The organism is Lawsonella clevelandensis (assembly GCF_003241315.1).
GTDB classification, from domain to species: Bacteria; Actinomycetota; Actinomycetes; order Mycobacteriales; family Mycobacteriaceae; genus Lawsonella; species Lawsonella clevelandensis_A.
In genome coordinates this window covers 13,187-36,878 of sequence record NZ_QFOZ01000013.1, presented here as the reverse complement: position 1 = coordinate 36,878, position 23,692 = coordinate 13,187, and the positions used below count along the sequence as shown (strand labels likewise).

At 51.2% G+C, this 23,692-nt stretch carries 21 protein-coding genes and 5 tRNA genes; 3 read left to right on the top strand and 23 right to left on the bottom strand.

What is annotated here, in order from left to right:
* Nucleotides 1-443: 443 nt before the first annotated feature.
* Together murA and DI579_RS06945 are read right to left on the bottom strand one after the other, a co-directional pair.
* Nucleotides 444-1,724, bottom strand: coding sequence for a UDP-N-acetylglucosamine 1-carboxyvinyltransferase (gene murA, locus DI579_RS06950; RefSeq protein WP_303678989.1), 1,281 nt, complete (start codon nt 1,722-1,724; stop codon nt 444-446).
* A gap of 61 nt (nt 1,725-1,785) precedes the next feature.
* A complete protein-coding gene (locus DI579_RS06945; protein ID WP_303678988.1) occupies nt 1,786-2,487 on the bottom strand; it encodes a LuxR C-terminal-related transcriptional regulator in 702 nt (233 codons plus the stop codon).
* 135 nt (nt 2,488-2,622) lie between these two features.
* On the opposite strand from DI579_RS06945, the gene DI579_RS06940 reads away from it, so the two are divergent.
* Nucleotides 2,623-2,796, top strand: coding sequence for a hypothetical protein (locus tag DI579_RS06940; protein WP_303678987.1), 174 nt, complete (start codon nt 2,623-2,625; stop codon nt 2,794-2,796).
* 60 nt (nt 2,797-2,856) lie between these two features.
* Here the strand turns inward: DI579_RS06940 and DI579_RS06935 are convergent, their stop codons facing one another.
* From DI579_RS06935 to DI579_RS06915, 5 genes are all read right to left on the bottom strand, one after another.
* The gene (locus tag DI579_RS06935; protein ID WP_290599399.1) at nt 2,857-4,095 is read right to left on the bottom strand and encodes a GTP-binding protein; all 1,239 of its coding nucleotides are present in this window, start codon (nt 4,093-4,095) and stop codon (nt 2,857-2,859) included.
* Between the two features lie 303 nt (nt 4,096-4,398).
* Nucleotides 4,399-4,472 (bottom strand) — tRNA-Asp (locus tag DI579_RS06930).
* 27 nt (nt 4,473-4,499) lie between these two features.
* Nucleotides 4,500-4,573: transfer RNA gene (locus DI579_RS06925), tRNA-Phe, on the bottom strand.
* 19 nt (nt 4,574-4,592) lie between these two features.
* A tRNA-Asp gene (locus DI579_RS06920) sits at nt 4,593-4,669 on the bottom strand.
* A 1-nt stretch (nt 4,670) separates the two neighbouring features.
* Nucleotides 4,671-4,746: transfer RNA gene (locus tag DI579_RS06915), tRNA-Glu, on the bottom strand.
* 152 nt (nt 4,747-4,898) lie between these two features.
* On the opposite strand from DI579_RS06915, the gene DI579_RS06910 reads away from it, so the two are divergent.
* Nucleotides 4,899-4,971 (top strand) — tRNA-Lys (locus DI579_RS06910).
* Between the two features lie 149 nt (nt 4,972-5,120).
* Here the strand turns inward: DI579_RS06910 and DI579_RS06905 are convergent.
* From DI579_RS06905 to groES, 10 genes are all read right to left on the bottom strand, one after another.
* Nucleotides 5,121-5,720 (bottom strand): lysophospholipid acyltransferase family protein, encoded by a 600-nt coding sequence (locus tag DI579_RS06905; RefSeq protein WP_290599400.1) that lies wholly within the window; start codon nt 5,718-5,720, stop codon nt 5,121-5,123.
* A gap of 31 nt (nt 5,721-5,751) precedes the next feature.
* Nucleotides 5,752-6,990: a glycosyltransferase gene (locus tag DI579_RS06900; protein ID WP_303678986.1), complete on the bottom strand. Its 1,239-nt coding sequence runs from the start codon at nt 6,988-6,990 to the stop codon at nt 5,752-5,754.
* A gap of 297 nt (nt 6,991-7,287) precedes the next feature.
* A complete protein-coding gene (locus tag DI579_RS06895; protein WP_290599402.1) occupies nt 7,288-7,881 on the bottom strand; it encodes a nitroreductase family protein in 594 nt (197 codons plus the stop codon).
* Nucleotides 7,882-8,133: 252 nt separating this feature from the next.
* Nucleotides 8,134-9,723, bottom strand: coding sequence for a glutamine-hydrolyzing GMP synthase (gene guaA / locus DI579_RS06890; RefSeq protein WP_290595688.1), 1,590 nt, complete (start codon nt 9,721-9,723; stop codon nt 8,134-8,136).
* 27 nt (nt 9,724-9,750) lie between these two features.
* Complete coding sequence (locus DI579_RS06885) at nt 9,751-10,911, bottom strand: GuaB3 family IMP dehydrogenase-related protein (protein WP_290595690.1); 1,161 nt, start codon at nt 10,909-10,911, stop codon at nt 9,751-9,753.
* A 31-nt stretch (nt 10,912-10,942) separates the two neighbouring features.
* Nucleotides 10,943-12,475 carry an IMP dehydrogenase gene (gene guaB, locus DI579_RS06880; RefSeq protein WP_303678985.1) on the bottom strand — a complete coding sequence of 511 codons (1,533 nt, stop codon included), beginning with the start codon at nt 12,473-12,475 and terminating at the stop codon, nt 10,943-10,945.
* Between the two features lie 61 nt (nt 12,476-12,536).
* Nucleotides 12,537-13,595, bottom strand: coding sequence for a hypothetical protein (locus DI579_RS06875; RefSeq protein ID WP_290595696.1), 1,059 nt, complete (start codon nt 13,593-13,595; stop codon nt 12,537-12,539).
* Nucleotides 13,595-14,236, bottom strand: a complete 642-nt coding sequence (shbA, locus tag DI579_RS06870; protein WP_290595697.1) for an RNA polymerase sigma factor ShbA — start codon at nt 14,234-14,236, stop codon at nt 13,595-13,597. Before shbA ends, DI579_RS06875 begins: the two co-directional genes overlap by 1 nt.
* Nucleotides 14,237-14,328: 92 nt before the next feature.
* On the bottom strand, nt 14,329-15,951 hold the full coding sequence (groL, locus tag DI579_RS06865; RefSeq protein ID WP_303678984.1) for a chaperonin GroEL: 1,623 nt from the start codon (nt 15,949-15,951) through the stop codon (nt 14,329-14,331).
* 103 nt (nt 15,952-16,054) lie between these two features.
* Entirely contained in the window at nt 16,055-16,354 is a 300-nt protein-coding gene (gene groES / locus DI579_RS06860) for a co-chaperone GroES (RefSeq protein WP_290598283.1), read from the bottom strand.
* A gap of 278 nt (nt 16,355-16,632) precedes the next feature.
* Here groES and DI579_RS06855 point away from each other — a divergent pair, with 278 nt between their 5' ends.
* A complete protein-coding gene (locus tag DI579_RS06855) occupies nt 16,633-17,046 on the top strand; it encodes a DUF4190 domain-containing protein (RefSeq protein WP_290595701.1) in 414 nt (137 codons plus the stop codon).
* 58 nt (nt 17,047-17,104) lie between these two features.
* Here DI579_RS06855 and tsaD read toward each other — a convergent pair whose 3' ends face one another.
* From tsaD to DI579_RS06825, 6 genes are all read right to left on the bottom strand, one after another.
* Nucleotides 17,105-18,202, bottom strand: coding sequence for a tRNA (adenosine(37)-N6)-threonylcarbamoyltransferase complex transferase subunit TsaD (gene tsaD / locus DI579_RS06850; protein ID WP_303678990.1), 1,098 nt, complete (start codon nt 18,200-18,202; stop codon nt 17,105-17,107).
* Nucleotides 18,203-18,315: 113 nt separating this feature from the next.
* Nucleotides 18,316-18,852, bottom strand: a complete 537-nt coding sequence (gene rimI / locus DI579_RS06845; protein ID WP_290595704.1) for a ribosomal protein S18-alanine N-acetyltransferase — start codon at nt 18,850-18,852, stop codon at nt 18,316-18,318.
* Nucleotides 18,852-19,643, bottom strand: a complete 792-nt coding sequence (tsaB, locus tag DI579_RS06840) for a tRNA (adenosine(37)-N6)-threonylcarbamoyltransferase complex dimerization subunit type 1 TsaB (protein ID WP_290595706.1) — start codon at nt 19,641-19,643, stop codon at nt 18,852-18,854. Before tsaB ends, rimI begins: the two co-directional genes overlap by 1 nt.
* A gap of 14 nt (nt 19,644-19,657) precedes the next feature.
* Nucleotides 19,658-21,355, bottom strand: coding sequence for an alanine racemase (alr, locus tag DI579_RS06835; protein ID WP_303678983.1), 1,698 nt, complete (start codon nt 21,353-21,355; stop codon nt 19,658-19,660).
* A gap of 205 nt (nt 21,356-21,560) precedes the next feature.
* Nucleotides 21,561-23,231 carry a bifunctional ADP-dependent NAD(P)H-hydrate dehydratase/NAD(P)H-hydrate epimerase gene (locus DI579_RS06830; protein ID WP_303678982.1) on the bottom strand — a complete coding sequence of 557 codons (1,671 nt, stop codon included), beginning with the start codon at nt 23,229-23,231 and terminating at the stop codon, nt 21,561-21,563.
* The gene (locus DI579_RS06825) at nt 23,201-23,620 is read right to left on the bottom strand and encodes a hypothetical protein (protein WP_290595712.1); all 420 of its coding nucleotides are present in this window, start codon (nt 23,618-23,620) and stop codon (nt 23,201-23,203) included. Before DI579_RS06825 ends, DI579_RS06830 begins: the two co-directional genes overlap by 31 nt.
* Nucleotides 23,621-23,692: the final 72 nt, after the last annotated feature.

Genomic DNA, 23,692 nt, shown 5'->3' with positions numbered 1-23,692 from the left:
CGAAAACAAACATCCACACCCAACGGGGGTCAGGTGCAGAAAAAATTGGCATTCAATAAAATCAATACACTGTTGAGTTCTCAAACAACATGCCCACTCAGTGACCAGAAAACTCTGTTTTCCACTCTCTGAGTGCAACTTCTCAATCTTACCACACTGTGTTGTCTCCGTCAAAACCGGCGGAAACTCTGTCTTGGTGACTGAGAGTTGGCCTGAAACTAACAAGAAGTCTTTGGGGACTTCCCCAGTCGCTCTCGCGGCTTATCAGTTTCGCTGACCTGGAATAAGTTACCCACTATCCCGAATGATGTCAAATTCCCTGGTCAGAGACTTGCTTGTAATTACATCAATGAAAGTTACGCAGGGCTTCCTCGTCCACTGAAAACGAAAATTTTTTAGTGGTGATACAAGTTCAACAACAGTTGAAAAAACACCCCAAATGTTTACTTTGCACCACTATCAGAGATGGAAACTCGGGAGATCTGCCCCCCCAAAGCCTGCAATTGCGCCACAATATCCGGGTATCCACGATCAATGTGATACACATCGTGAATCTCGGTAGTTCCATCCGCTACCAAACCCGCCAACACAAGAGCCGCACCTGCACGAATATCCGACGCCCACACAGGAGCCGAAGAAAGACTCTCCACTCCACGAATAACCGCATGGTGGCCATCGATATAAGCATCCGCACCAAGACGCACCATTTCGTCAACAAAACGGAAACGAGCTTCGAAGACATTCTCGGTTACCAAAGAATCCCCCTCCGCTATAGACGCCAAAGCAATAGCCATAGGTTGAAGATCCGTGGGAAAACCCGGATAGGGCAACGTCTGAAAATTCACGGCCTTGGGGCGTTCTCGCTGCACAACACGAAAACCATCCTCTTCCCGAGTAATCTCCGCACCCGCTGCCTGCAATTTCATGAGAACAACATTGAGATAATCCGGATTGATTCCCGTTACATGAATATCGCCACGCGTCATAGAGGCAGCAAAAGCCCACGTAGCAGCAACAATCCTATCCCCCACAACACGGTGCGTTGTGGGATGCATACGCTCTACCCCATGAATGGTGACCGTACTCTTACCGATTCCCTCAATATCCGCCCCCATTTGCTGCAGCATCGTGCATAAATCAACAACCTCGGGTTCACACGCAGCATTTTCCAACACCGTCGTGCCCGCAGAGAGTACCGCTGCCGTCACAATATTTTCCGTAGCCCCCACTGATGGGAACGCCAGCTTAATGTGCGCACCATGTAGATCTTCCGCCTGCGCTACAAGACAGCCGTGCGAAATAGACGTTTTCGCACCCAACGCCTCCAAACCAGATTGATGCATATCCAACGGGCGAGAACCAATGGCATCACCGCCCGGCAATGCCACAATAGCCTTCCCCGTACGGGCCACAAGAGGTCCAAGCACACACACAGACGCACGGAACTGACGCACCGCATCAAAATTAGCTTCCGAACTAGGAGATGCAGGAGTGGTGATTGTCATACGGCCAAGAGTCTCTTCCCACAGAACCTCGCAGCCCAGCCCCCGCAACACCTCAATCATGAGGGGAACATCCTGAATACGTGGGCAATTATCAAGAACCGTTGTACCCTCCGCCAGCAAAGCAGCAGCCATTAACTTCAGCACACTATTTTTAGCGCCAGAAACAGCCACTTCTCCAGAAAGACGCGACCCACCAGTCACTAGAAAAGAATCATTCACCACAGTTCACTCACTTTAAGCTCACTACCTGCGTCACTCAGAGAGTGCGACAGGATCCCCACTACGGAATAACTCCCAACGAACGAGCTGAGCTTACCGCCTCATATCGATTATGAACATCCAATTTACGCATACAATTACGCAAATAAGACTTTACCGTTTCTGGGCCTACCCCCATTTGCGCTGCAGCCTCAATATTCGTAAGCCCCATAGCAACACACGACAGCACATCAATCTCTCGGGTAGAAAGATGAACAGGCATTATCCGCGGATACGCTACTAACAAATTCGCGATCTCTTCCAGTTCACGCTGAATCTCATCATCAGAAACATGCGCAGCTAACACCCGCAACCGCGTATACGCTTTACGCACCTGCTCCCACATAGGACCAGAACGCTCATGCTCTGCATGCAGCCCCTCTGACTCTTGCACCGTACTTGAAATTTCAACAGGAGAAACAGCAGTAGCTTCCAGTACCGCAATATCCTGCTCCAGATTCCGCGCAGTACGTGTTAGTGACTCCAAAATGCGGTTCGGCAAGCGTACTGCCGCACGTGCACCAGCATAAAGGACCGCATGAACTTTCCTCTGTACCACTACAGGCACAGCCGCGAGAGAGCGGATCCCCTCCTTCTGAACATAGATATCGAAAGTATGACTAATGGATTGAGAATGCAGATAGTCCGTTACCCCCATGACCCGTTGCACAGAAAAAACACGGCCGCCTAAACCACAGTCGGATCCAATGCGCAAATGATGCATAAGACCCGCCTTCAAACCACAAGCCTCAATAATGCACATCTCATTAGCAGATAAAGCCTGTGCCCCCCAGCGCTATTGATACTCCAGACTCCTCATAAAAGTTTCGTACAGCAGCAGAAACTAAATCACTTTCCTGTGGAGTGGAAGATTCCCGGTGAGATTCTCGATGAGATTCCTGGTGCGATTCCTGACGCGCAGTCACATAATCTCCTCACTGAAGGAACTGGAAAATGGTTTTCCATTCACCCCAATACGGGGTCAACATACCTACCGGTTATGATGCAGATCACATCACACTATACATTCTGAAAAACAACTATGTACAACCATAATTTCTATGCTAGATATGTCTCTCCCCATTATCACCTATTAAGGAAGAAACGTAGGATCCTCTTCCGGCTCAAGCAAATAATCCTCACCTATCCCAGACTCTTCTTCCTGCTCATCCCACCAATAATCGTCAGGCTCTGCGGAAACATCTTCCAGATAAGGATAAAAAGACCACAGTTCACCCTCAGTTACTGGATCTATATCCGCCCCCTTCCACACACAATCATCACACGCTGCAGCAATGGCGTCGTCATCAAGACTGACACCGATAAATACAAGCCCTGACTGGCCTGCCGACTCCGCCGAGTCCGCTGACCTCACCGCCCCTGCTTCATCAGTCTGCGGAAACCAGCGTTGTAACGCAATATGCTGACCCGTCTTTTCAAAAACAAACGACTCGTTTTCCTGCGGTCCTGCCAATTGGATAAACCCCTTGACGCGATACGCACCACCAGCTCCATTCCGCACAAAATCCATAAAACGAGCTGGATGCAAAGGATTATCCAAAGTAACTGAAACCGTACGGTAGCTATCATGTAAATGATCATGATGGTGACTATGACCGTCACCATTCTCATGGACGTGGCCGTGATCATGATGAGCATGATCAGAAACAAGCTCCGCAAAAGTCTGCGGATCCTTATCCGGTCGATCAAACAAGACACGAGCATCCACCCGCCCGTAAGCCGTCGTTACAACCATGACAGCAGGCGCCGCATCCTTCAAAAGACGCCGCACACTAGCCACTTCACTACGTTCAAGCCGATCCGCCTTATTCAGAACAATAAGATCCGCATTATGCAAGCGACGTAGCACCGTCGGATGCTGCTGCACAGTATCCTTCACTTCACCGGCGTCAATGACCTCGATAAGCCCCCCTACCGACACATCAGTGACCGTAGTAGCCGTAGCCACCATCGACATGAGAACCTGCGGCTCCGCTAGCCCTGAGGCCTCAATAACTATCCCCTCAACGCCATCAGTATGTGCAAGCTGATCCAGCGCTTTATCCAACTCTTCATCCGACGACTGACAACACAAACAACCATTAGCCATTGAGACAAGAGAATCCACCTGTCCCGCAACCAGCATGGCGTCAACCGGTATAGTGCCGAAATCATTGACAATAACGGCCAGCTTAATTCCATGATCATCCTGCAAAAGATGATTAAGAAGAGTAGTTTTACCGGATCCCAAAAAACCAGCTAGAACCACCACCGGTATCCGAGGCTGGTCAGCAGAAACATCAGTAGAGATACCACTAGCAAAAGTACCCATGGACTATCCTTCCAGCTCCCACAACGTACAGCTGTGTTTCAAGCACACGCATTTCATGCACAGAGTACCGCACGTGTCTAGCACGCTCCGTACACATTAAACAGCACGCATACGCGATATGAAGCACGTGCAGCACACACTCTAACCACAGCCCTAGAAGCGCATCTCAAAGGCATAGGAGACGCAGAAGATACAAGAGACACTGCTAAAGAAACATAGCATGATGACGAAACAGAGAGACTACGAAGGCTACATACAACAAACCCCCACATATTCCTATGCGGGGGTTTACTCTTACTACGGCGACCCTGACGGGACTTGAACCCGCGACCTTCGCCGTGACAGGGCGACGCGCTAACCAACTGCGCCACAGGGCCATATGAAAAAAGCTGCTTCTGCAGCAGTGGCCAGGGCCGGGATCGAACCGGCGACCTTCCGCTTTTCAGGCGGACGCTCATACCGACTGAGCTACCTGGCCTTAACAAGACGATAACGTCTGGCGACCCTGACGGGACTTGAACCCGCGACCTTCGCCGTGACAGGGCGACGCGCTAACCAACTGCGCCACAGGGCCTTGGTACCCCCAACGGGATTCGAACCCGTGCCGCTGCCGTGAAAGGGCAGTGTCCTAGGCCGCTAGACGATGGGGGCCTTTCCCTATTACTAGAGCGAAACTAAGCCTAAAGGATAACCACCCCATTCTGCAAAACCGCTGGTAATTCCCTTGCATTCAGACAGTGTTGCGACACCATTTACTCGCAATTTCGTATTACGCGACATTTCTACTAAATTGTTAGGAGCAAGCCCCTATAGCTCAGTTGGTAGAGCTACGGACTTTTAATCCGCAGGTCTAGGGTTCGAGTCCCTATGGGGGCACAAAAGTTAATCTCTGGCAGAAAACCTTTCAGGTAAACTGCCAGAGATTTTCCCATTTTAGGACGCTTTAAAGAATAAGTGGAAAAGAATACGCAAAAAGGATACACAGGACAGACCCCCATGTAGCTTTGCTTTCGGCTTTTGTAGATCTATCCTTCTGCCGCCATACGCACAGACATCATCTCAAACACTTTGTCCCGCAACTCTTCAACCGCAGCCTCATAGCCATCATCGTCTACAGAGATAGCAGGAGGAACAACAGGGGGTAGTACTTCTGCACGCATACTACGTCGAAGCCCCCACCACCGTCGCGGCAAGGGAATAGCCACAATAGGAAGAATCGGCACCTGTTCGCGTACCGCAAGATGGAAAGCTCCCTTATGGAACGGCTGTAATTCCTTCTCGAAAAGCCGTAAATTACCCTCCGGGTAAAGGACTATAGACTTTCCCTCCCGCAAGAGCTTACCCATATCGTCATTGAACTTCTTTTGGCCGTTTTTGCCCCGTTCTATTCCCACTGCGTCCCAGAAAGAAAGAATCTGGCCTGCTATAGGCAACGACAAATTCTCTGCTTGCGTGGTGTACCACAGCCTGCGTGGCCACAATGCATATAGAGCGAAGGTCCCGTCAAGATAGTAGGTATGGTTACACAACACCAATCCACCACGCGTTTGGGTAAGACGACGATACTGCTGAGCATTATCACGTCCCACAAGACGCACCCGCATAAGCAGTGGAAGCACCGCCATGACTAATGGTGCAAAAGCGAAACTGAAAACGTTACTTTTGATATTGCTCCACAGCTTCATACAGCATGTCCTCCATCTTTCGGCCGCACTCTGGCAGCCGATAAACATCAGCCGATTTGGCATAAACCTTTGACATCTGAACACGCTGGACGGGATGCTCAATCCAGTAGTCAATCTGGCGAGCTAAATCCCGAGGATCATTGTTGATGAAGAGACTGCGGTCGTCCAAAGCAAACTGGCGAGTGGCAGATTTGTCAGAATTCGCAATAACCGGAACGAGACCGGTTGCGAGAGCCTCTAGACAAGAAATAGCTTCAATCTCCACCGATGCAGTATGAACATAAAGATCGCACGAATGCATAAGATTCACTAATTCTTTCTGCGAATAATAGTGAATACTCGGAGGGCGCGGAAGTACACTACCTAAGGTTTGCAGCATCTTCTGATCTGCACCGCCACCAGCAAAGAAAATTCGAATGTGCTTCGCATAACGCGAATACTGCACGGCACGAATAAGAACTTTCTGATTCTTCTCAGGAGAAAGACGACCCACCATGAGAATATCGAAAGTATCTTTATACAGCGGAAAAACTCGACGCTCAAGTGCCGGAGGCTGAAAACGATCCCCTACGCCATTAGAAATAACAACTAATTTGGCGTGTTTCCCGTAACCATTCTCCAGTAACTGGTTCTTAATAAACTCAGAAGGACAGTGGATAAAAGGGAAGGCATTATAAAAAATCTCATAGAGAACTTTATAAACGCCAGTAGCAGCCCAATCTGCCCCCTGTAACCGCGGACTGATATTGTACGTAATATTCTCTGCTTGAACGTGGAAAGCTGCCGTAATAGGAATACCCATACGCTTGGCGACGCGAACTCCCACTTGTTCCAACATCATAGGCATAAAGAAGTGCACAACATCTGCGCCTTCAAATGCCTCCTGGAATGTTGCTATCTTCGGAGTACCAAAAATAAAACTCTGTTTTTTAGCGAAATGATTCACTACCGGGATGCGGAGTTCGCGCACTACATACAGCTCATCATCGGTCTCAGAATTATTCTGCGAAGCATGTTTAATAGCGTGCTCTAAGTTATTTTTAACCTTATCCTTACCACTTTCTGTGGTACCAACAACACGAACTGTATGCCCCTGTGCGCGGAGCTGCTCGCACATACGCCTGGCAGACGTAACAATACCGTTCGTTTCAACACCGAACATATCGGTGACAAAAACAATGGTGAGAGGACGGCGCCTAGCTGACCTCATCATCGCTCCTCGCACTTGTACCAATGAAGTAAACGCTCCCTTTACCCTACCGTCACTAGGAATAATCGATGCACAACGAATGCTGTGATACGGCTAACTAAAATGGAATAACGGTGTTCTATGAGATTACCCATCATCCCTGCCACATATCTTGCTTCTTTCCTGCTTCGGTACCTATATAACGCGATTCGCGACTCTTAGACAAAAGTGTAATCTGCCCTAGCCTCATTGAAAAATACCGCACTTCCATCGAAGTACGGTATTCCTAGGCCTCTGTGAGAGTATAAACGAGGAAATCTATCGCTGCACCCACACGCGCTGCGAGATATCTTCACCTTCTTTGACACCTGGTTCAGCCACAATACCGCCAAAAGGAGCCTGCGCAACAAGCTCCCACGACGCAGGCGCACCCGTCACCTCGCGGATAGCCTCATCAATGACAGGGTTGTAATGTTGCAAAGACGCACCCACCCCTAAACTGCGGAAAGCAGACCAAATATTGAACTGCAGCATCCCATTAGCCTGCTGCGCCCAAACAGGGAACCTATCCGCGTAAAGAACATACTGCTCCTGCATCGACTGGATTATCGAGCGATCAATGAAATAGAGAACAGTACCGGCACCAGCGGCAAAAGCATCTGTTTTAGCACGATCAACTTTCCCATCGAACGCATCATAGATAGCATCCCAGACTTCCCGGTTCTTCTCTCCAAAAACAACAATGGCACGAGCGCTCTTCTGATTAAAAGCATCAGGAGTAAGCTCCGTCAGATCCTTTACCACAGAAACGATATCGTCTTCCGATACAGGCAAATCAGCATTAAGAGCGTACACAGAACGACGTGCAGCAACAACATTCTTAAAAGCTTGGTAATCACTATTAAGAGCCACGATCATGGCCTCCTTCACATTGTGCAAGAGTCAATTTTGTCAACCAACACTCTCAACACAATGAACGGCACCAAGATTCCCGCAGCTCCACTTTTCGCGCAGCTCTACACCATTACTCGCTACACAGATGACAGAAGTAGCATACTGCGCTAACAAAACCATAAATGTTCTCACCCCACCCGCATCATCGTTCCAAACACCGTGATATACGATGCACAGGAGAAACATGCGCAGGTGGGGTGAGACTAACTTTTACTCCCACTCAATAGTTCCTGGCGGCTTGGACGTACAATCCAGCACAACTCGGTTAATCTCCGGCACTTCATTCGTAATGCGCGTAGAGATACGTTCAAGGACCTCATAGGGGATACGAGTCCAATCGGCCGTCATAGCGTCCTCAGAGCTCACTGGACGCAACACAATAGGATGGCCATAGGTACGGCCGTCACCCTGCACACCAACCGAACGCACGTCTGCTAGCAGTACTACTGGGCACTGCCAGATTTCATCGTCAAGACCAGCATTAGTCAATTCTGTGCGCGCAATTTCATCCGCAGCGCGGAGAATCTCCAACCGCTCGCGAGTGACGGCACCAACAATACGGATACCCAAACCGGGGCCAGGGAAAGGCTGCCGGGACACAATGACCTCGGGAAGCCCCAACTCGCGGCCCACGGCACGCACTTCATCTTTGAAGAGCAGCCGCAAAGGCTCGCACAGCGTGAACTCAAGATCTTCCGGCAGACCACCTACATTGTGATGGGACTTGATATTGGCGGTACCAGCACCGCCGCCTGACTCCACAACATCCGGGTACAAAGTGCCCTGAACGAGGAAATCAACCGTCGCGTCTTCCGCTGCGCTCTCCCCGAGAACTTCACTGACAGCGTCCTCAAAGGAGCGAATGAACAGACGACCGATAGTCTTGCGCTTCGCCTCCGGGTCGGTGACACCGTCAAGTTCATCAAGGAACTTATCGACAGCATCGATGGTGACGAGGCGAGCCCCAGTTGCCGCTACAAAATCCTGTTGTACCTGCTCCCGCTCCCCGGCGCGCAAGAGACCATGGTCTACGAACACACACGTAAGACGGTCACCAATAGCACGCTGGACAAGGGCTGCGGCAACTGCCGAATCGACCCCGCCGGACAAACCACAAATAGCTCGGCTGGAGTCCCCAATTTGGTTTTTAACCTGGGTGACGAGCTGATCGACAATGTTTTCCGTAGTCCAATCCTGCGGCAGGCCAGCAACCTTGGTCAGGAAGTTCACAAGAACTTCCTGACCATGCGGAGAATGCATGACCTCTGGATGATACTGCACGCCGGCAATACGGCGTTCCAGATCCTCAAAGGCAGCTACTGGAGCGCCCAGTGTGGAAGCAGTAACAGTACACCCAGCAGGTGCTTTCTGTACCGCGTCCCCGTGACTCATCCATACTTTATGAGTTGGTTCCAAACCGGCATGGACAACACCGCCCTGTCCATGAGGGGTATCTAGCAGTGTCATTTCTGTACGACCGTACTCACGATCGCCAGTATTCGACACCACCCCGCCCAACGTCTTGGCAAGGAACTGGAAACCATAGCAGATACCAAAGACGGGAACACCCATCTCTAAAACAGCCGGATCCATGCTAGGGGCCCCTTCTGCATAAACAGAGGAAGGACCTCCTGACAAAACAATCGCGGCCGGATTTTTAGCCTGGAATTCTGCAAGGGTGGCAGTGTGCGGAATGACCTCAGAGTAGATTTTAGCTTCGCGAATACGCCGCGCGATCAACTGAGAATATTGCGCACCGAAGTCGACAACAAGGACAGGCTGCGGAGTGCTCAAATGCATCTCTTTTCTACACGTGATGAAACTCTACTAGTGAACAGTCAGTTCTACGCGCTGGAAAGCCTTCAACGACGTGTATCCGCACTTGGCCATGGAACGTCGCAGACCACCAGCAAGATCGCACGTTCCGAACGGCTCGGACGAAGGACCATGCAGAATAACTTCCAACGTGGGACCGTCGTAGTCCTCGTCATCAGCTTCATACTCAGTCATGACGGGAACAACAGCACCACGGGGATTAGCTGGATGCCCAGCCACAATTGGCCAGTACACGCCCTTACCGGCTGCCTCCTGTGCTTGTGCCAGCAGCGGGCCAGCCATCACAGCGTCAGCACCGCAGGCAATAGCCTTGGCGATATCGCCTGAAGAATTGAGATCGCCATTGGCGATGACGTGCACATAACGGCCACCGGACTCTTCCATGTAGTCGCGGCGGGCTGCTGCTGCATCAGCAATAGCGGTAGCCATGGCGACATTAATACCGAGTACCTCACCCGTGGTGGTGATGCCCTCTGTGGCGCCATAACCAACCACAATACCCGCTGCACCAGTACGCATAAGATGCATAGCAGTGTGGTAGTTAACGCATCCGCCAACCACAACAGGAATATCCGTGCCGCGCACTAATTCCTTAATGTCGAGGGGAAGCTCCTCCCCCTCCCACACATACTGGGCAGACACCATAGTGCCCTGTACAAAGAGAATGTCAATGCCTGCTTCTACCAGCAATGGCCCCAATTCACGGGCATGCTGGGGAGAAACGCGAACAGCTGTTACCACGCCAGAATCGTGAATCTTCTTGACCGCAGCGGTCAGCAGTTCCTTTTTGATAGGCTCACGGCTGAGCTCCTGAAGAAGAGTCACAGGTGTGACGACGTCGCCAGACTCAAGGGCAGCCTTACGAACTTCCGCGATCTTCTCTTCTGCATTCTCCCAGCGGGACCAAAGGCCTTCTGCGTTGAAAACACCAAGACCGCCGTTCTTCCCCATCTCTATAACAAAGTCGGGGGATGCAAGCGCATCTGAGCCATCAGCCACGAAAGGAAGATCAAACTGGTAAGCATCCATCTTCCAGTCCAACGACACCTCGCGATGGCTGCAAAGTGGGCGGGAAGGTACCAGACTGATATCTTCGAGTTCATACGTACGAACAGCCTCACGGCCAATACCGATTTCTACGACGTCACGCATAGGTTTGTCGTCTCCTTATAGTTACTGTTGCTTAACGAATCTGGTAGTTAGGGGCCGCTACAGTCTGCTGAATGTCATGCGGATGACTTTCGCGCAGACCAGCGGCAGTAATTTGGACAAACTGCGCATCATGAAGTTCATCAATAGTATGAGAACCGGTGTAGCCCATAGCCGCACGCAGGCCTCCCACCATCTGGTGAAGAACACTCTCCAGCGGACCTTGCAGTGGGATACGACCTTCAATACCTTCCGGCACTAGCTTTTCTTCAGCCAATACGTCGTCCTGGAAGTAACGGTCTTTAGAGTAGGAGCGCTTTTCACCGGTGAGGCCACGTCCCTGCATGGCACCCAGAGATCCCATACCGCGATACGTCTTAAACTGCTTACCGTTAATGACCATAATTTCGCCGGGCGCTTCTGGAGTACCAGCCAGCATAGAACCAAGCATGACGGCATTAGCGCCAGCTGCAATAGCCTTAGCGATATCACCGGAATACTGCATACCCCCATCAGCAATAACAGGAACACCGGCTTTATGGGCAACCGTGCAGGCCTCCATAATGGCAGTAATCTGTGGAGCACCAACACCCGCAACAACACGCGTTGTACAGATAGAACCAGGACCAATACCAACCTTGATAGCATCCGCACCGGCGTCGATCATAGCTTGAGCAGCCTGCCGTGTAGCAAGGTTACCGCCAACAACCTGAACACGCTCCCCAAACTCTTTCTTCACCCGGGAAACCATCTCAAGAGCACGGTTATTGTGGGCATGCGCAGTATCCACAACCAGCAGATCCACACCGGCGTCAACAAGGGCATGCGCACGGTTCCAGGAATCCTCATTAGTACCAATACCGGCACCAACACGAAGACGGCCATCCTCATCCTTAGTGGCATGCGGATACTGCTCCGTCTTAACAAAGTCCTTAACAGTAATAAGACCAGTTAGCTTATTGTTGCTGTCAACAATGGGAAGTTTCTCAATTTTATTCCGACGCAAAAGATTAAGCGCCGCTTCACCAGTGACACCCTCCTGTGCCACAACAAGCGGCATGGGGGTCATAATGTCCCCCACTTTCGTGTTGCTATCAACTTCAAAACGCATATCCCGGTTAGTGCAAATACCAACCAGTTTGCCGTCACTATCAACAACAGGGAGACCAGAAATACGGAAGCGAGCGCACAAGTCATCAACTTCCTTAATGGTCATATCGGCAGTACACGTGACGGGATCCGTCACCATACCAGCCTCTGAACGCTTAACGGTCTCCACCTGAGCCGCCTGTGAATCTATGGAAAGGTTACGATGCAAAATGCCGAGGCCACCATTACGCGCCATCGCAATAGCCATACGAGACTCTGTTACCGTATCCATCGCTGCAGAGAGAATCGGAACATGAAGTCGAATTTCGCGAGTGAGCTGAGTAGATGTATCCGCCCCAGAAGGAATGACATTAGATTCCGCAGGAAGCAACAAAACATCATCAAACGTTAGGCCGACCATAGCAACTTTGTCAGCGTCGTCCCCACCCGTAGTTACCGTGTTCCGAAAATGCGCCATCGTATCTCCTGAAAACTCTTATCAAGCGTCCTAGGTTAAGACTACCCGTCCAGCTCACTAACTACGAAGTGGAATTTGAGGGTTCTTTAGCAGGTGAAGACGTAGCCGCATGAGAAGCCTTCGAAGAATACATAGAGTGCTTACTTGACCTACTCTTTTTCTGGTCATGAGACGATTTCTTAGAGGTCTTCTTAGACTTTGCAGCAGTGGATTGTGTAGTACTCGGTTTTGCCGAAGAAGTCCCTGCTCCTGGAGATTCAGTAGTGACAGTAACAGTGCCAGAATCATCGACAAAGATTGTGCCATTGTCAGAAGAACTCCCTGAATTCTTCTGTTTAGTTTTGGTTTTATCCCGCTTTCTCGTCTCTTCCGAATTCTCCACAGATTCATGTGATTTCGTTGTACGGCTAGCCTTTACGCCACTATTTCCGCCACGAAAAACCTTGCGCGTATCATCTAACCTTTTTTGCACATCACTACGCCGAGACTCAGTACCAATACCCTTGACCTTAGTTTGTACTCGATCCAGTACCCGCATAGCTTCCTCATCTTGCCCCGAGCTGGCAAGTGAACGAGCCCGATCAATGTCCTGGTTAAGATAAGTAGCTAGCTCAATATCATCAGCATTGCTGGCGAACAAAGCCCTATTCATTGGCCACAGGGGATCATTCATACCGGCAGATTGAATAGCGATAGTAAGACCAGCAGCAGCTATCACAAGAAAAGCAGCCGCACCCGAAAGCACGCAGACAGCCTCTCGCCGCCACGTATGATGTCGGGGGTGTTCCTCCCGATTTGTGTTCGATTGTGGTGGAGATCCTGCGTTCGAGGCTGTACTCGATACTGCGTGCAATGGGAGCTTGTCTGCTGACTGGCCCAGAAGTGACTCGACAGTTGGGGCAGGAGGAAGCGGAGCACTAGTAACATCGGTACGCCACTGCTGAAAAAGAGACGTAAGTTCCGGAGCTACATCATCATATTCTGCTGAATCATTATGCTCCGCTGAAGCGTGGTCAGTAGACATTGAAGCAGACAGGGCATCGAGATAACGATCTGTTTCCCGGAGCTTCTCCACGTAATCCGCAGACACTCGGTCTCGATTAGAACGATCGTGTTCCACTATTCTCCTCCTCCCGCATTGTCAGAAACATCTTTAGACGTACAGCCTTTTACTACACAATCTTTCGCTATATCGTGACGACGCTGGTATTCCTCCCGAAGTTTCGCAAGAGCACGGAACTGTGCGACACGAACTGCGCCAGGAGTGGAATGCAACACTGCTGCAGTTTCTGCCGCAGACATACCAACAATGACGCGCAAGCGAATAATCTCCTGAGCTGATGGAGAAAGAACAGTAAGAAGATCCTCAACCTCTGCTGAACTTTCTCGACGTAATGCCACCATCTCCGGTTCTTCGCTCACATCGACAATGTCAGTACTGTCATCTAAAACATCGTTCGTATGCCGAAAAGCGTTACGTTTTGCATCTGCGACTTTGTGGGCAGCAATACCATACACAAATGCCATAAAAGAGGATCCCTGATCCTGATACTTCGGAATACCCGTGACAACCGACAAGCAGATTTCCTGTGCGACATCATCGGCACTAGCATGCCCCGGAGCAGACCAGGTAATCCGCGATCGGCAGTACGAAACGACGGAGGGGAAAATTTCGCGAAGTAATTGATCCGTGGCAGCAGTATCACCCTTTTGTGCGGCAACCACTAGGGGTGCCAGGCGATCCTCGGCAGGTACAGCCACGTTATCCTCGCAATCAGAGAACCAATGTGGAAACTAAGTGAATTGTGACCATGTCGCTCAGTCACTCACTACTTAGTTTTCACTATCGGCGCTCAGTGATGATGATGTCCAGCATGCACATTGTTATCTTCCCCAGGACTCTGCGGCTTATCGACTACTGACATTTCAGTCGTCAAAACCATACGACCAACAGAAGCCGCATTAGTAACAGCAGAACGCGTTACCATCACGGGATCAATGACACCCTCTTGTACAAGATCGCCGAAAGTACAAGTAGCCGCATTGTATCCTTCACCTACTGGCATATCCTGCACTTTTTGGCAGATAACTGAGCCATCTTCACCTGCATTTGTCGCGATCCAATACAAGGGAGCTGTTAGTGCGGTAGCAAGAATACGGGCACCCAAAGCGACGTCACCATCCAAAGTGTCGGCATAACCCTCCACCTGTGGAGCAAGCTGGGCGAGGGTAGAACCTCCGCCCGCAATAATGCCTTCCTTCACAGCAGCCTGAGCAGCATGGATAGCATCATCAACACGCGTCATGCGTTCCGTCACTTCAGCTTCAGTGACACCGCCCACCTTAATGAGAGCAACCCCACCAGACATTTTGGCAAGACGCTCCCCTATTTTCTTCTTATCCCACTCTGAGGAACAATGTTCAATCTCAGAACGTAACTGCTGTCGACGTTCCTCCACACTGTCCGGGGCACCAGCACCATCAATAATAAGAGTGCTCTTCTTCGTAACAGTGACACGCTTTGCGGAACCGAGAATCTCTATACCGGCCTCCGCAAGATTTACGCCCGTATCAGGATCCACCACAGTGGCACCGGTAACAGCGGCCATATCATGCATAAAGCTCACGCGACGATCACCAAAGAAGGGTGCCTTAACCGCTACAACCCTAAGTGTCTTACGGACGGCATTCATAGCAAGAGCAGCAAGAGCCTCCCCCTCTACGTCCTCTGCAATGATAAGGAGCGGCCGTTTAGTCTCTACTACCTTTTCCAACAAAGGCAGTAGTGTCGGCAAAGAACTGAGCTTATTACGGTGAAGAAGAATATAGGGATTCTCAAGTTCAGCGCGGGCTGCTTCATAGTCAGTGATGAAGCTGGGAGAAAGATAGCCCTTATCGAACTCCATTCCCTCAGTTAAGACGATCTCAGTTTCTGTGGCCTGGCTTTCATCAACACTAATAACGCCGTCCCGGCCCACCATATCCATACCGCGAGCGACCATATCGCCGATCTTCTCTTCGCGCGAGGAAACTGTAGCAACATGACGAATTGCCTCACTCGTTTCCACCGGAGTGGCTGCCTGGGCAAGAAGTTCTTCGGTCTTCTCCGCAGCTAATTTAATACCCACAGAAAGCTCCATAGGATTGGCACCAGCCGCTACATTGCGGAGACCCTCATGCATAATGCGCTGTGCAATAACAGCGGCGGTAGTTGTACCGTCACCGGCACTATCGTTCGTCTTCGTCGCTACAGCTCTCAGAAGTTGTGCACCAAGATCTTCAAAGGGGTCAGGCAGATCAATCTCGCGGGCGATAGTGACACCATCGTTAACAACCTGTGGTAAACCGATAGGCTTTTGTAAGACGACATGTCGGCCACGTGGCCCCAACGTCACTCGCACCGTATCAGCAAGCCGATCGGCACCATTAAGAAGACTAGTCCGGGCATCCTGATGAAAAGCAATGAGCTTAGACACTAAAGAACATCCTCACAATATGGCTTCCGCAGGAACTCTGCCAGTTTCTAAACCTAGCGAGTATCCTGCGGAAACTATGATTTATATGGTTGTTGTACTGGTGTTACTTATGAACGATAGCGAGTAGATCGCGAGAGGACAGAATGAGGTATTCCTCCCCGTCGTACTTGATTTCAGTTCCACCGTACTTGCTGTAGAGGACGGTGTCGCCTTCCTCAACATCGAGAGGAATGCGGTGCTTTCCTTCATCATCCCAGCGTCCGGGGCCAACTGCCACGACAGTGCCCTCGAGTGGCTTTTCCTTAGCGGAATCCGGAATCACCAAGCCGGAAGCGGTGGTGGTCTCAGCCTCGACGGCTTGAACGAGAATCTTGTCCTCGAGCGGCTTAATTTTAGCCACGATGACCCTCCATAAGATCAATGTGTAAGTTCAATGTTATACGCTAAGAGCACACTAACCGTCGCGGGTAGCTAGCACACCCATTGCTAATTAGCACTCTACATTCATGAGTGCTAGCCTTCAACATCTTCGAAAGAAAACATTTCGTAATAGCAAATGCGCATCTGTGCCAACAAAATACTCTTAAATAACCGCTACGGGAACTAAAAAATTACGCCAAACGTTGTGTCTAGTAGATATAAGTTGAGAAACACTTCTACTTTTACAAGCTGAGGAGCACCGTGTATTACAACGATCCATACGCCAATGGGAACTACGGCAATGGCACATACCCGTCATATCCTCAGGGGCCATACAGTAACAATGGGTACACCCCCTACCCCAATGGCCACAAACCAACAAACAGTCTCGCTATTGCTGCTTTCATTCTCTCGATGATGCAGTTTTTCACTGTCATCACCGTGATACCGGCTATCATCTGCGGCCATATTGCATTACGCCAAATCAAACAAGACGGCAGCGAAGGGCGTGGACTAGCCATAGCCGCACTCATTATCAGCTATATTTTTCTCGCCCTTATCGTTATCGGAACTATTCTCTTCTTTGTCCTCGGTGGAATAGCGCTAACAGTTGGCTCAAATGACGGCAGCTACGCTATGGCTCTTGCCTCTTTCGCCCCACTTATACAGTTCTAATACCCCAAAATTTCTATTCCTGGCACAAAGTTTTACCTCGCGCAGAGTTCTACCTTCACTACTCCTGCACCAACGACACTTCAACAGGCAGCCCCGGATCCGCAGCACACATGAGCGGAGTCGGGGCTGCCCCGTATGCAACCAAATAACTAGCTGCCGCAGCAATCATGGCCCCATTATCCGTGCAGTAATGCGGACTGGGGACACGCAACTTAATACCAGCTTTCTCACAGCGCTCCGCAGCTAATGCCCGCAGCCGGGAATTAGAGGTCACGCCACCACCCATAATGAGGGTATGGGAACCCGTATCCTGACATGCACGCAGCGCCTTGGCAGTTAACACATCTGCCACCGCTTCCTGGAAACTTGCACACAGGTCAGCCACATCCACAGTCTCCCCCGCCGCCTCCATCGTTTCCACATGCCGTGCCACAGCCGTCTTCAACCCTGAAAACGAGAAATCATAGCGGTTATCCTGCTGCCGCATCATACCTCGCGGAAAAGCAATAGCCCGCGGATTCCCCTCTTTCGCCAATGCGTTAATAAGCGGACCACCCGGATACCCCAAACCCAGCAGACGAGCTACCTTGTCATAGGCCTCGCCGGCGGCATCATCCACCGTTGTCCCCATTTCCTCCATAGGTTCATAGAGGCTACGTACTCGCAGCAGTTGTGTATGACCACCCGACACCAGTAATGCGATCGCATTCTGTACATCACCGTGGTGCAGCGCATCCACCGCAATGTGCCCCGCTAAATGGTTAACCCCATAGAACGGGACTCCCCACCCCGCTGCATAGGCCTTAGCTGCAGCCGCCCCCACAAGCAGTGCACCGGCCAAACCTGGCCCCACAGTTGCCGCCACCATATCTGGCTTCTCAATACCTGCTTCTGCAAGTGCTGCATGCATTATGGGAACTATAGCTTCTAGATGAGCGCGCGAAGCAATCTCCGGCACAACACCGCCAAAACGACGATGTTCCTCCATCGAAGACGCCACCTGATCCGCAATGAGCTCCACCTGCGGAGACCCATCATCCTGTATGGTGACGCGAGTGATACCCACGCCGGTCTCATCACAGGAGCTCTCTATCCCCAGCACGGTGAAGGAATCGCCCGGAGCCCACTGCGGGATCGTCGCCTCACGATCCTGCATACGAGTATGAGAAGTAGTAGCGCTAGCGTTATTCATTACTGTATTCATAGCTCCTTCTATTCCTTCCACAATAAGATCTCCACGCTAAGATTCTTACTAAGATCGCAGTATGATCAGGCCGCACGCTGTAGTGGGAGTCGGCGCATCACTAGCGCATCGGCTCCACTGGGCTGGTAATACTTCCGACGAATCCCTATTTCTTCAAAACCACAAGATTTATATAAATTAATCGCTCGACTATTGTCTGTTCGAACTTCTAAAAACACAGTTCCCTGTTCAGTACCGGCAAGAACAGCTGACAAAAGTGCCCGTCCCCACCCATGCCTCTGTAAAGCTGGGGTGACGGCAATCGTCAGAATTTCATACTCGGCATCATCTTCCGATATGCCGCGCTGACCACATCCCGCGAAACCAACAAGCTGCCCCGACTCAAAAGACACACCCCCAGCAACACTGTCACTGGCAACACTGTCGTCGGTAGTAGTGCGAAGCGCTATATAGTGATTTGCCGGCTGCGCAATTTCTTCCCGAAAAGATTGCTCACTCCAGGGACTTTCCGCAGCGAAAACATCAGCTTCTAGCTCTGCACAGGCAGGCGCATCCGCCAAATACAGTGGGCCAATACGGCAAAGACAGCTGCAAGAAGACATCAGTGTGCGTTGTTTCCTAAACCGGTAATAGCAGCCGACACGGGACGCGGACGCGGCGGTACCGCATCTGGACGACGCAGATAGAGGGGCTGTAGCGGCTCTGTTTCCGCCCCAGTGAGAATACGGTCCCGGGCAACTGTTACTAAAGCAGCCGGGTCGGGGTATTCCACATCAACATGCGGGCACTGGAACTGGTTCCAATACTTTCGTGTTCCCGCCACGCAGGCAACGAGCATCGTAGAAATATCGTCCGGTTTTGCTACCGATGGACCATCGAGCCGCGCCGGGACTGCCCACTCACACGCATGATCAGTTTCCGCATTTGCATGTATTCCCTGCATGGAATAGGTAGCCCAGTAAGCTTCACGGCGCCGCGCGTCTGTCACTACTAAAAGCTGTTGCGCGGCGAGAATACGCTCATCTTGGTGTGTGCGGGCAGCAAAATCAGCATGTTGAATCTCATCCCATGCACTAACTGCAATAGCGTCTAGGCTACACACTCCGTAAACAGGGATATGCAGAGCATCACCAAGCGCAGCCGCAGTTGCTAGTCCTACACGCAAACCAGTAAAAGGTCCTGGACCAGTACCAGCCACAATGGCATCCACATCAGAAAGTTCTGTCTGTGCATCAGCACAGCACTCCACAACATGCGGGGTGAGAAGCTCACAATGCGCTTTAGCATTAATAGTGACACGACGCGCTACCGTAGTAGGGATTTTCCCTTCCTCTACGGACACTAAACCCGCCGTAACTGCAGGTGTAGACGTATCAAGGGCGAAAACCAACATAGAGGATATCCTTCCTAGGGAAGTTCACGGTATGGGTCATCAACCCACCGCCATGTAGCATGACGTTGATCGGATCCGGGGGAACGCACCAACGTCACCACGAGGCAACGCTCCACTAGACGTTCCACCACGCCGCCGCCCCATTCCACGACAACAACAGAATCAGTAAGTTCAGTATCAAGATCCAGCGCATCAAGTTCACCGAGCAGCACGTCACCCGCCCGTGGATCATCCTGGATCCCATCAAGGAGACGGTAGGCATCGACATGTACCATTCCAACGTCACCCGGAGTACCTGGCCGATGGCTTCGCGCAATAACAAACGTTGGGGACGTCACACGACCTTGCACCCCCAATCCTTGGGCAATACCGCGGGCTAATACTGTCTTCCCCACACCTAATGCACCATCGAGGACAACAACATCCCCCGCCCGCAATTGTGCAGCCAATTCACGGCCAAGCTGAAGAGTGTCATCCACCGTAGACAACTTCCGTAGACCAGCGGGACCAGCCGGAGCAGTATCCTCACTCGTCACGTTTGTGCTGGCCACCGGGCGATGCTCATAGCGGCGAGTAGTGCGTCCACCAACCCAGCAGAGCACTTCATAGGGGATGGTGCCAATAAGATTAGCCCAATCCAGTGCTGTTAATTCACCACGACTACCATCACCGAAGAGAAATGCTTCATCCCCTGGCGATACTCCTCCACCATCAGGGCCCAGATTAACAACAATCTGATCCATGGAAACGCGCCCCACTTCCGGGAAGCGCTTACCGTTAATCGTGACCTCAAGTTTGTTAGTAAGACGGCGATTAATACCATCTGCATACCCACACGGCACAATAGCCGTTACAGTATCGACAGGCGCATGCCAACTGTGGTTATAGGAAACACCCGCACCTGCCGAAAAAGGCTTAGTAAGAGCAACAGACGCAGACCACGTAAACGCTGGGACTAGGTCAATATCTCCTAGCTCTGGCATGGGAGAAATACCATAAATACCAAGTCCGGGGCGGGCCAGCTCAAACCCCATTCCCCCATGGGTAAGAAGAGCCGCAGTATTAGCGTGATGGTTATGGTCAAGATGCAGCCCGGCGCGACGCCCCTGGTCAATAGCGGCGCGGAGATTATCAGCCTGCCGATCCGTTATCGGATTACCGAGCTCATCCGCGCTGGAAAAGTGCGCCATTAATCCACGCACATGCACCATGCCACTTGCTTCTGCCTCGCAGAAACGGGGCAGCATATGGTGCCACTGCTGGCTAGTAAAACCAGATCGCCCCATACCAGTGTCAAGTTTGACGGTAACGCAAGCACTAATACCAGTTTCTTTGACAGCATTCAGCACTGCATCAAGCTGCCATTCAGTAGCGATGGCGATCATAAGATTAGCGCGTAATGCTTCCGCTATAGGAGTGGCCTGCCCCCACAGCCAAAAGAGAATAGGGGCATCTACAATGCCCGCATTCCGCAGCTGCATTGCTTCTTCAAAGGTGGCGCAGCCAAGCTCCACCGCTCCGGCATCTAGAGCTGTTTTCGATACCTCGATGGCGCCATGTCCATAGGCGTCTGCTTTTACCACTGCCATCAGTTGCGTATCGCCCGCAAATCGTTGCATGACGCCAACATTGTGGGCAATAGCGTCAAGATTGATAGTGGCAAATAGTTGGGATGAAGGGGCGAGAGTGGTCTCACCTGTGTATAAAGTCACGGCCTTATCCTAGTCTCTTATACGATGAAACCATTAAGTATCCATTCGGACGTGCTCATCTTTCCACTCTATCGCGAACACATCACTGTACATGTATACGACGAAACATTACGCTAGTGAAAAGCCTTTTCACACTTCTCCATCTGCCCTCTACTAGCCCTCTGCCAGCTCTCTACACCGTTCTCTATAACATCCCGCTGGTTTTCTATAGCGTCCCGTTTCGCACATCACGTATTGCCGCCGATATCGACTGGGAAATCTCTGAGGCTGTCACGGGAGCCCCTCTCCCTGCCGTATCAGTGTCAGACAGAAATCGTCTGGCCCCATCTGCAGGCCAAGTCTTACCTGCAGACTCACCGAAAGAAGCTCCTAAAGAGGCTAATAGTGCAGCGCGAGAATGTACTCGAACGGCCATTGCTGCAGATTCTTCTACAGACCGTCCCGCCACTGCTCCATGTGCGACAAGAGCCCCTACAATACCCGTCAGGACATCCCCACTACCCGGAGTAGCTGCCCAGGAAGAGCCGGTATCCTCCGCATAGATACCTTCGCTGCCAGCAATATATGTTGCTCTCCCCTTTAAAAGAATACTGAGGTTAATCCCTTGGTTTTTCCAAGCTTCTCGACATGCCGTCACCGCAGCAGAACACCCCATCTGCTCTATATCGGTTGTTGACTGTGGGAGCAGATACTGTGAGGCAGCCGAATAGGCACTGCATAACCGTAGGAACTCACCAGTATGCGGGGTGACGAGAGTAGCAGCGCCCTCTGGCCGGTAGTCCATGAGCTCGGGAAAACGAGAAATAAGCGTAATAGCATCGGCATCTACAACAACAGGGACATCCTGTTTCAAGATCCACCGCAGCCGTTTATAGGCCTTCTCATCAGTTCCTATCCCGGGTCCAACTGCCCACGCGTTGACGTGCCCCGCATGTTTTGGTGAAGTGACGCAAATTGTGTCTGGTTGATGGAAGAGGACAAGATCCGTAGCAGAACCGGCGTACCGCACCATAGCGGAGCTAGCATGTGTTGCACCCGCCACCGATAAGAGAGCTGCCCCCGGATATTTGTGAGAACCAGCGCATATCCCTACCACACCGGTGGTGTACTTATTGTCAGTGGAACCAGGAATGGGCCACTGCGCTGCTACATCTTCGTCAGACAGTACCTGCATAGCAGGGGTTTCCGCGTTAAGATCCAAACCAATATCGACTAGGGAGACGCGTCCACAGTAAGGGCCAGCAAGGATACGGCAAGGCTTCAATGCCCCAAAGGTCACTGTGGCCATGGGGTGAACATGTGGGTGGTGACGCACTCCCGTATCTGGATCAATACCGGCGGGAATGTCCACAGACATAATCGGCACAGATGCCTCTTCCAGCGCATTAATAATGGCTGCCGCGGATTCTCGCAACGGGCCATGCCCGCCAATGCCGACAATACCTTCCAATGCCAGATCAGCCGTTTTGATAGCACTGACAAGATCAGCGTTCTCGACATTGCCCGATACCGCCGTATCGGAGAAAGAGATGACATTCCCGTATGCCGCACGGAATGCCGTTAAACCCGCCTTATGAGTACGCTCGGGATTCAGAAGAATAGCTGTGACAGCAGCTCCTTTACGGCGTAAATAGGTTCCTGCCCAGAGTGTGTCGCCACCGTTGTTACCCGCCCCAACGATAAGAACAACATGGCTTCCGTACACGTTCCCCTTTATCCGACGGATTTCTTTCACCGCGTGGAGAGCTAATCCGTAAGAGGCTCGTCGCATCAGCTCGCCTTCTGGAAGAGAAGTAAGAAGTGGCGCTTCAGCAGCGCGAATACTGTCGGCAGTATAGACGTGCATTACTGTTCTCTCTCTGGCAGAGGTATCCATAAGAATGACAGTCCCAATGAGGCAAAGATCAGCATTACTTCAAAAAGTCGGATAATAGTGCCCTCGAACCCCATTGACGTAGACGTCACAATAAGGCTAAACACTATAGCGATAAAACTGAGCACACTTATAACAAGACGTGCCCACAAACGGCCTTTACTGAGATACCAGAGCACTACCACGATAGCGACAAAACACACCGCACTGATGATGGGAATAGAACCGGCATTACCGTTCGTCGTTTCCTGAGCGCGCGCCACTAGCACTGTCGCAATTGATACCCCCATCAGCAAAGTGAGGATATTACACACGAGGGCAAAAGGAAGAGCCTTAGGCTCTAGCCCCGCGATCCAACGACGCATTAACAACCCTTCTTCGACATCGTTCAACTGTCTAGAATTGTCTAGCCCTGCCTGACACTATCTAGCACTGTCTAGTACGATTCGTCCCGACAATTCTGA

Excerpts from the sequence above, each read along its gene's own strand:
- DI579_RS06885 (WP_290595690.1), bottom strand. The coding sequence starts at position 10,911 with ATGCGTGACGTCGTAGAAATCGGTATTGGCCGTGAGGCTGTTCGTACG.
- tsaB (WP_290595706.1), bottom strand. The coding sequence starts at position 19,643 with ATGTTGGTTTTCGCCCTTGATACGTCTACACCTGCAGTTACGGCGGGT.
- tsaD (WP_303678990.1), bottom strand. The coding sequence starts at position 18,202 with ATGCAGGATCGTGAGGCGACGATCCCGCAGTGGGCTCCGGGCGATTCC.
- guaA (WP_290595688.1), bottom strand. The coding sequence starts at position 9,723 with ATGCATTTGAGCACTCCGCAGCCTGTCCTTGTTGTCGACTTCGGTGCG.
- DI579_RS06935 (WP_290599399.1), bottom strand. The coding sequence starts at position 4,095 with ATGGGTACTTTTGCTAGTGGTATCTCTACTGATGTTTCTGCTGACCAG.
- DI579_RS06945 (WP_303678988.1), bottom strand. The coding sequence starts at position 2,487 with ATGCATCATTTGCGCATTGGATCCGACTGTGGTTTAGGCGGCCGTGTT.
- DI579_RS06900 (WP_303678986.1), bottom strand. The coding sequence starts at position 6,990 with ATGAGGTCAGCTAGGCGCCGTCCTCTCACCATTGTTTTTGTCACCGAT.
- DI579_RS06830 (WP_303678982.1), bottom strand. The coding sequence starts at position 23,231 with ATGGATACCTCTGCCAGAGAGAGAACAGTAATGCACGTCTATACTGCC.
- DI579_RS06905 (WP_290599400.1), bottom strand. The coding sequence starts at position 5,720 with ATGGCGGTGCTTCCACTGCTTATGCGGGTGCGTCTTGTGGGACGTGAT.
- rimI (WP_290595704.1), bottom strand. The coding sequence starts at position 18,852 with ATGTCTTCTTGCAGCTGTCTTTGCCGTATTGGCCCACTGTATTTGGCG.
- guaB (WP_303678985.1), bottom strand. The coding sequence starts at position 12,475 with ATGGCGCATTTTCGGAACACGGTAACTACGGGTGGGGACGACGCTGAC.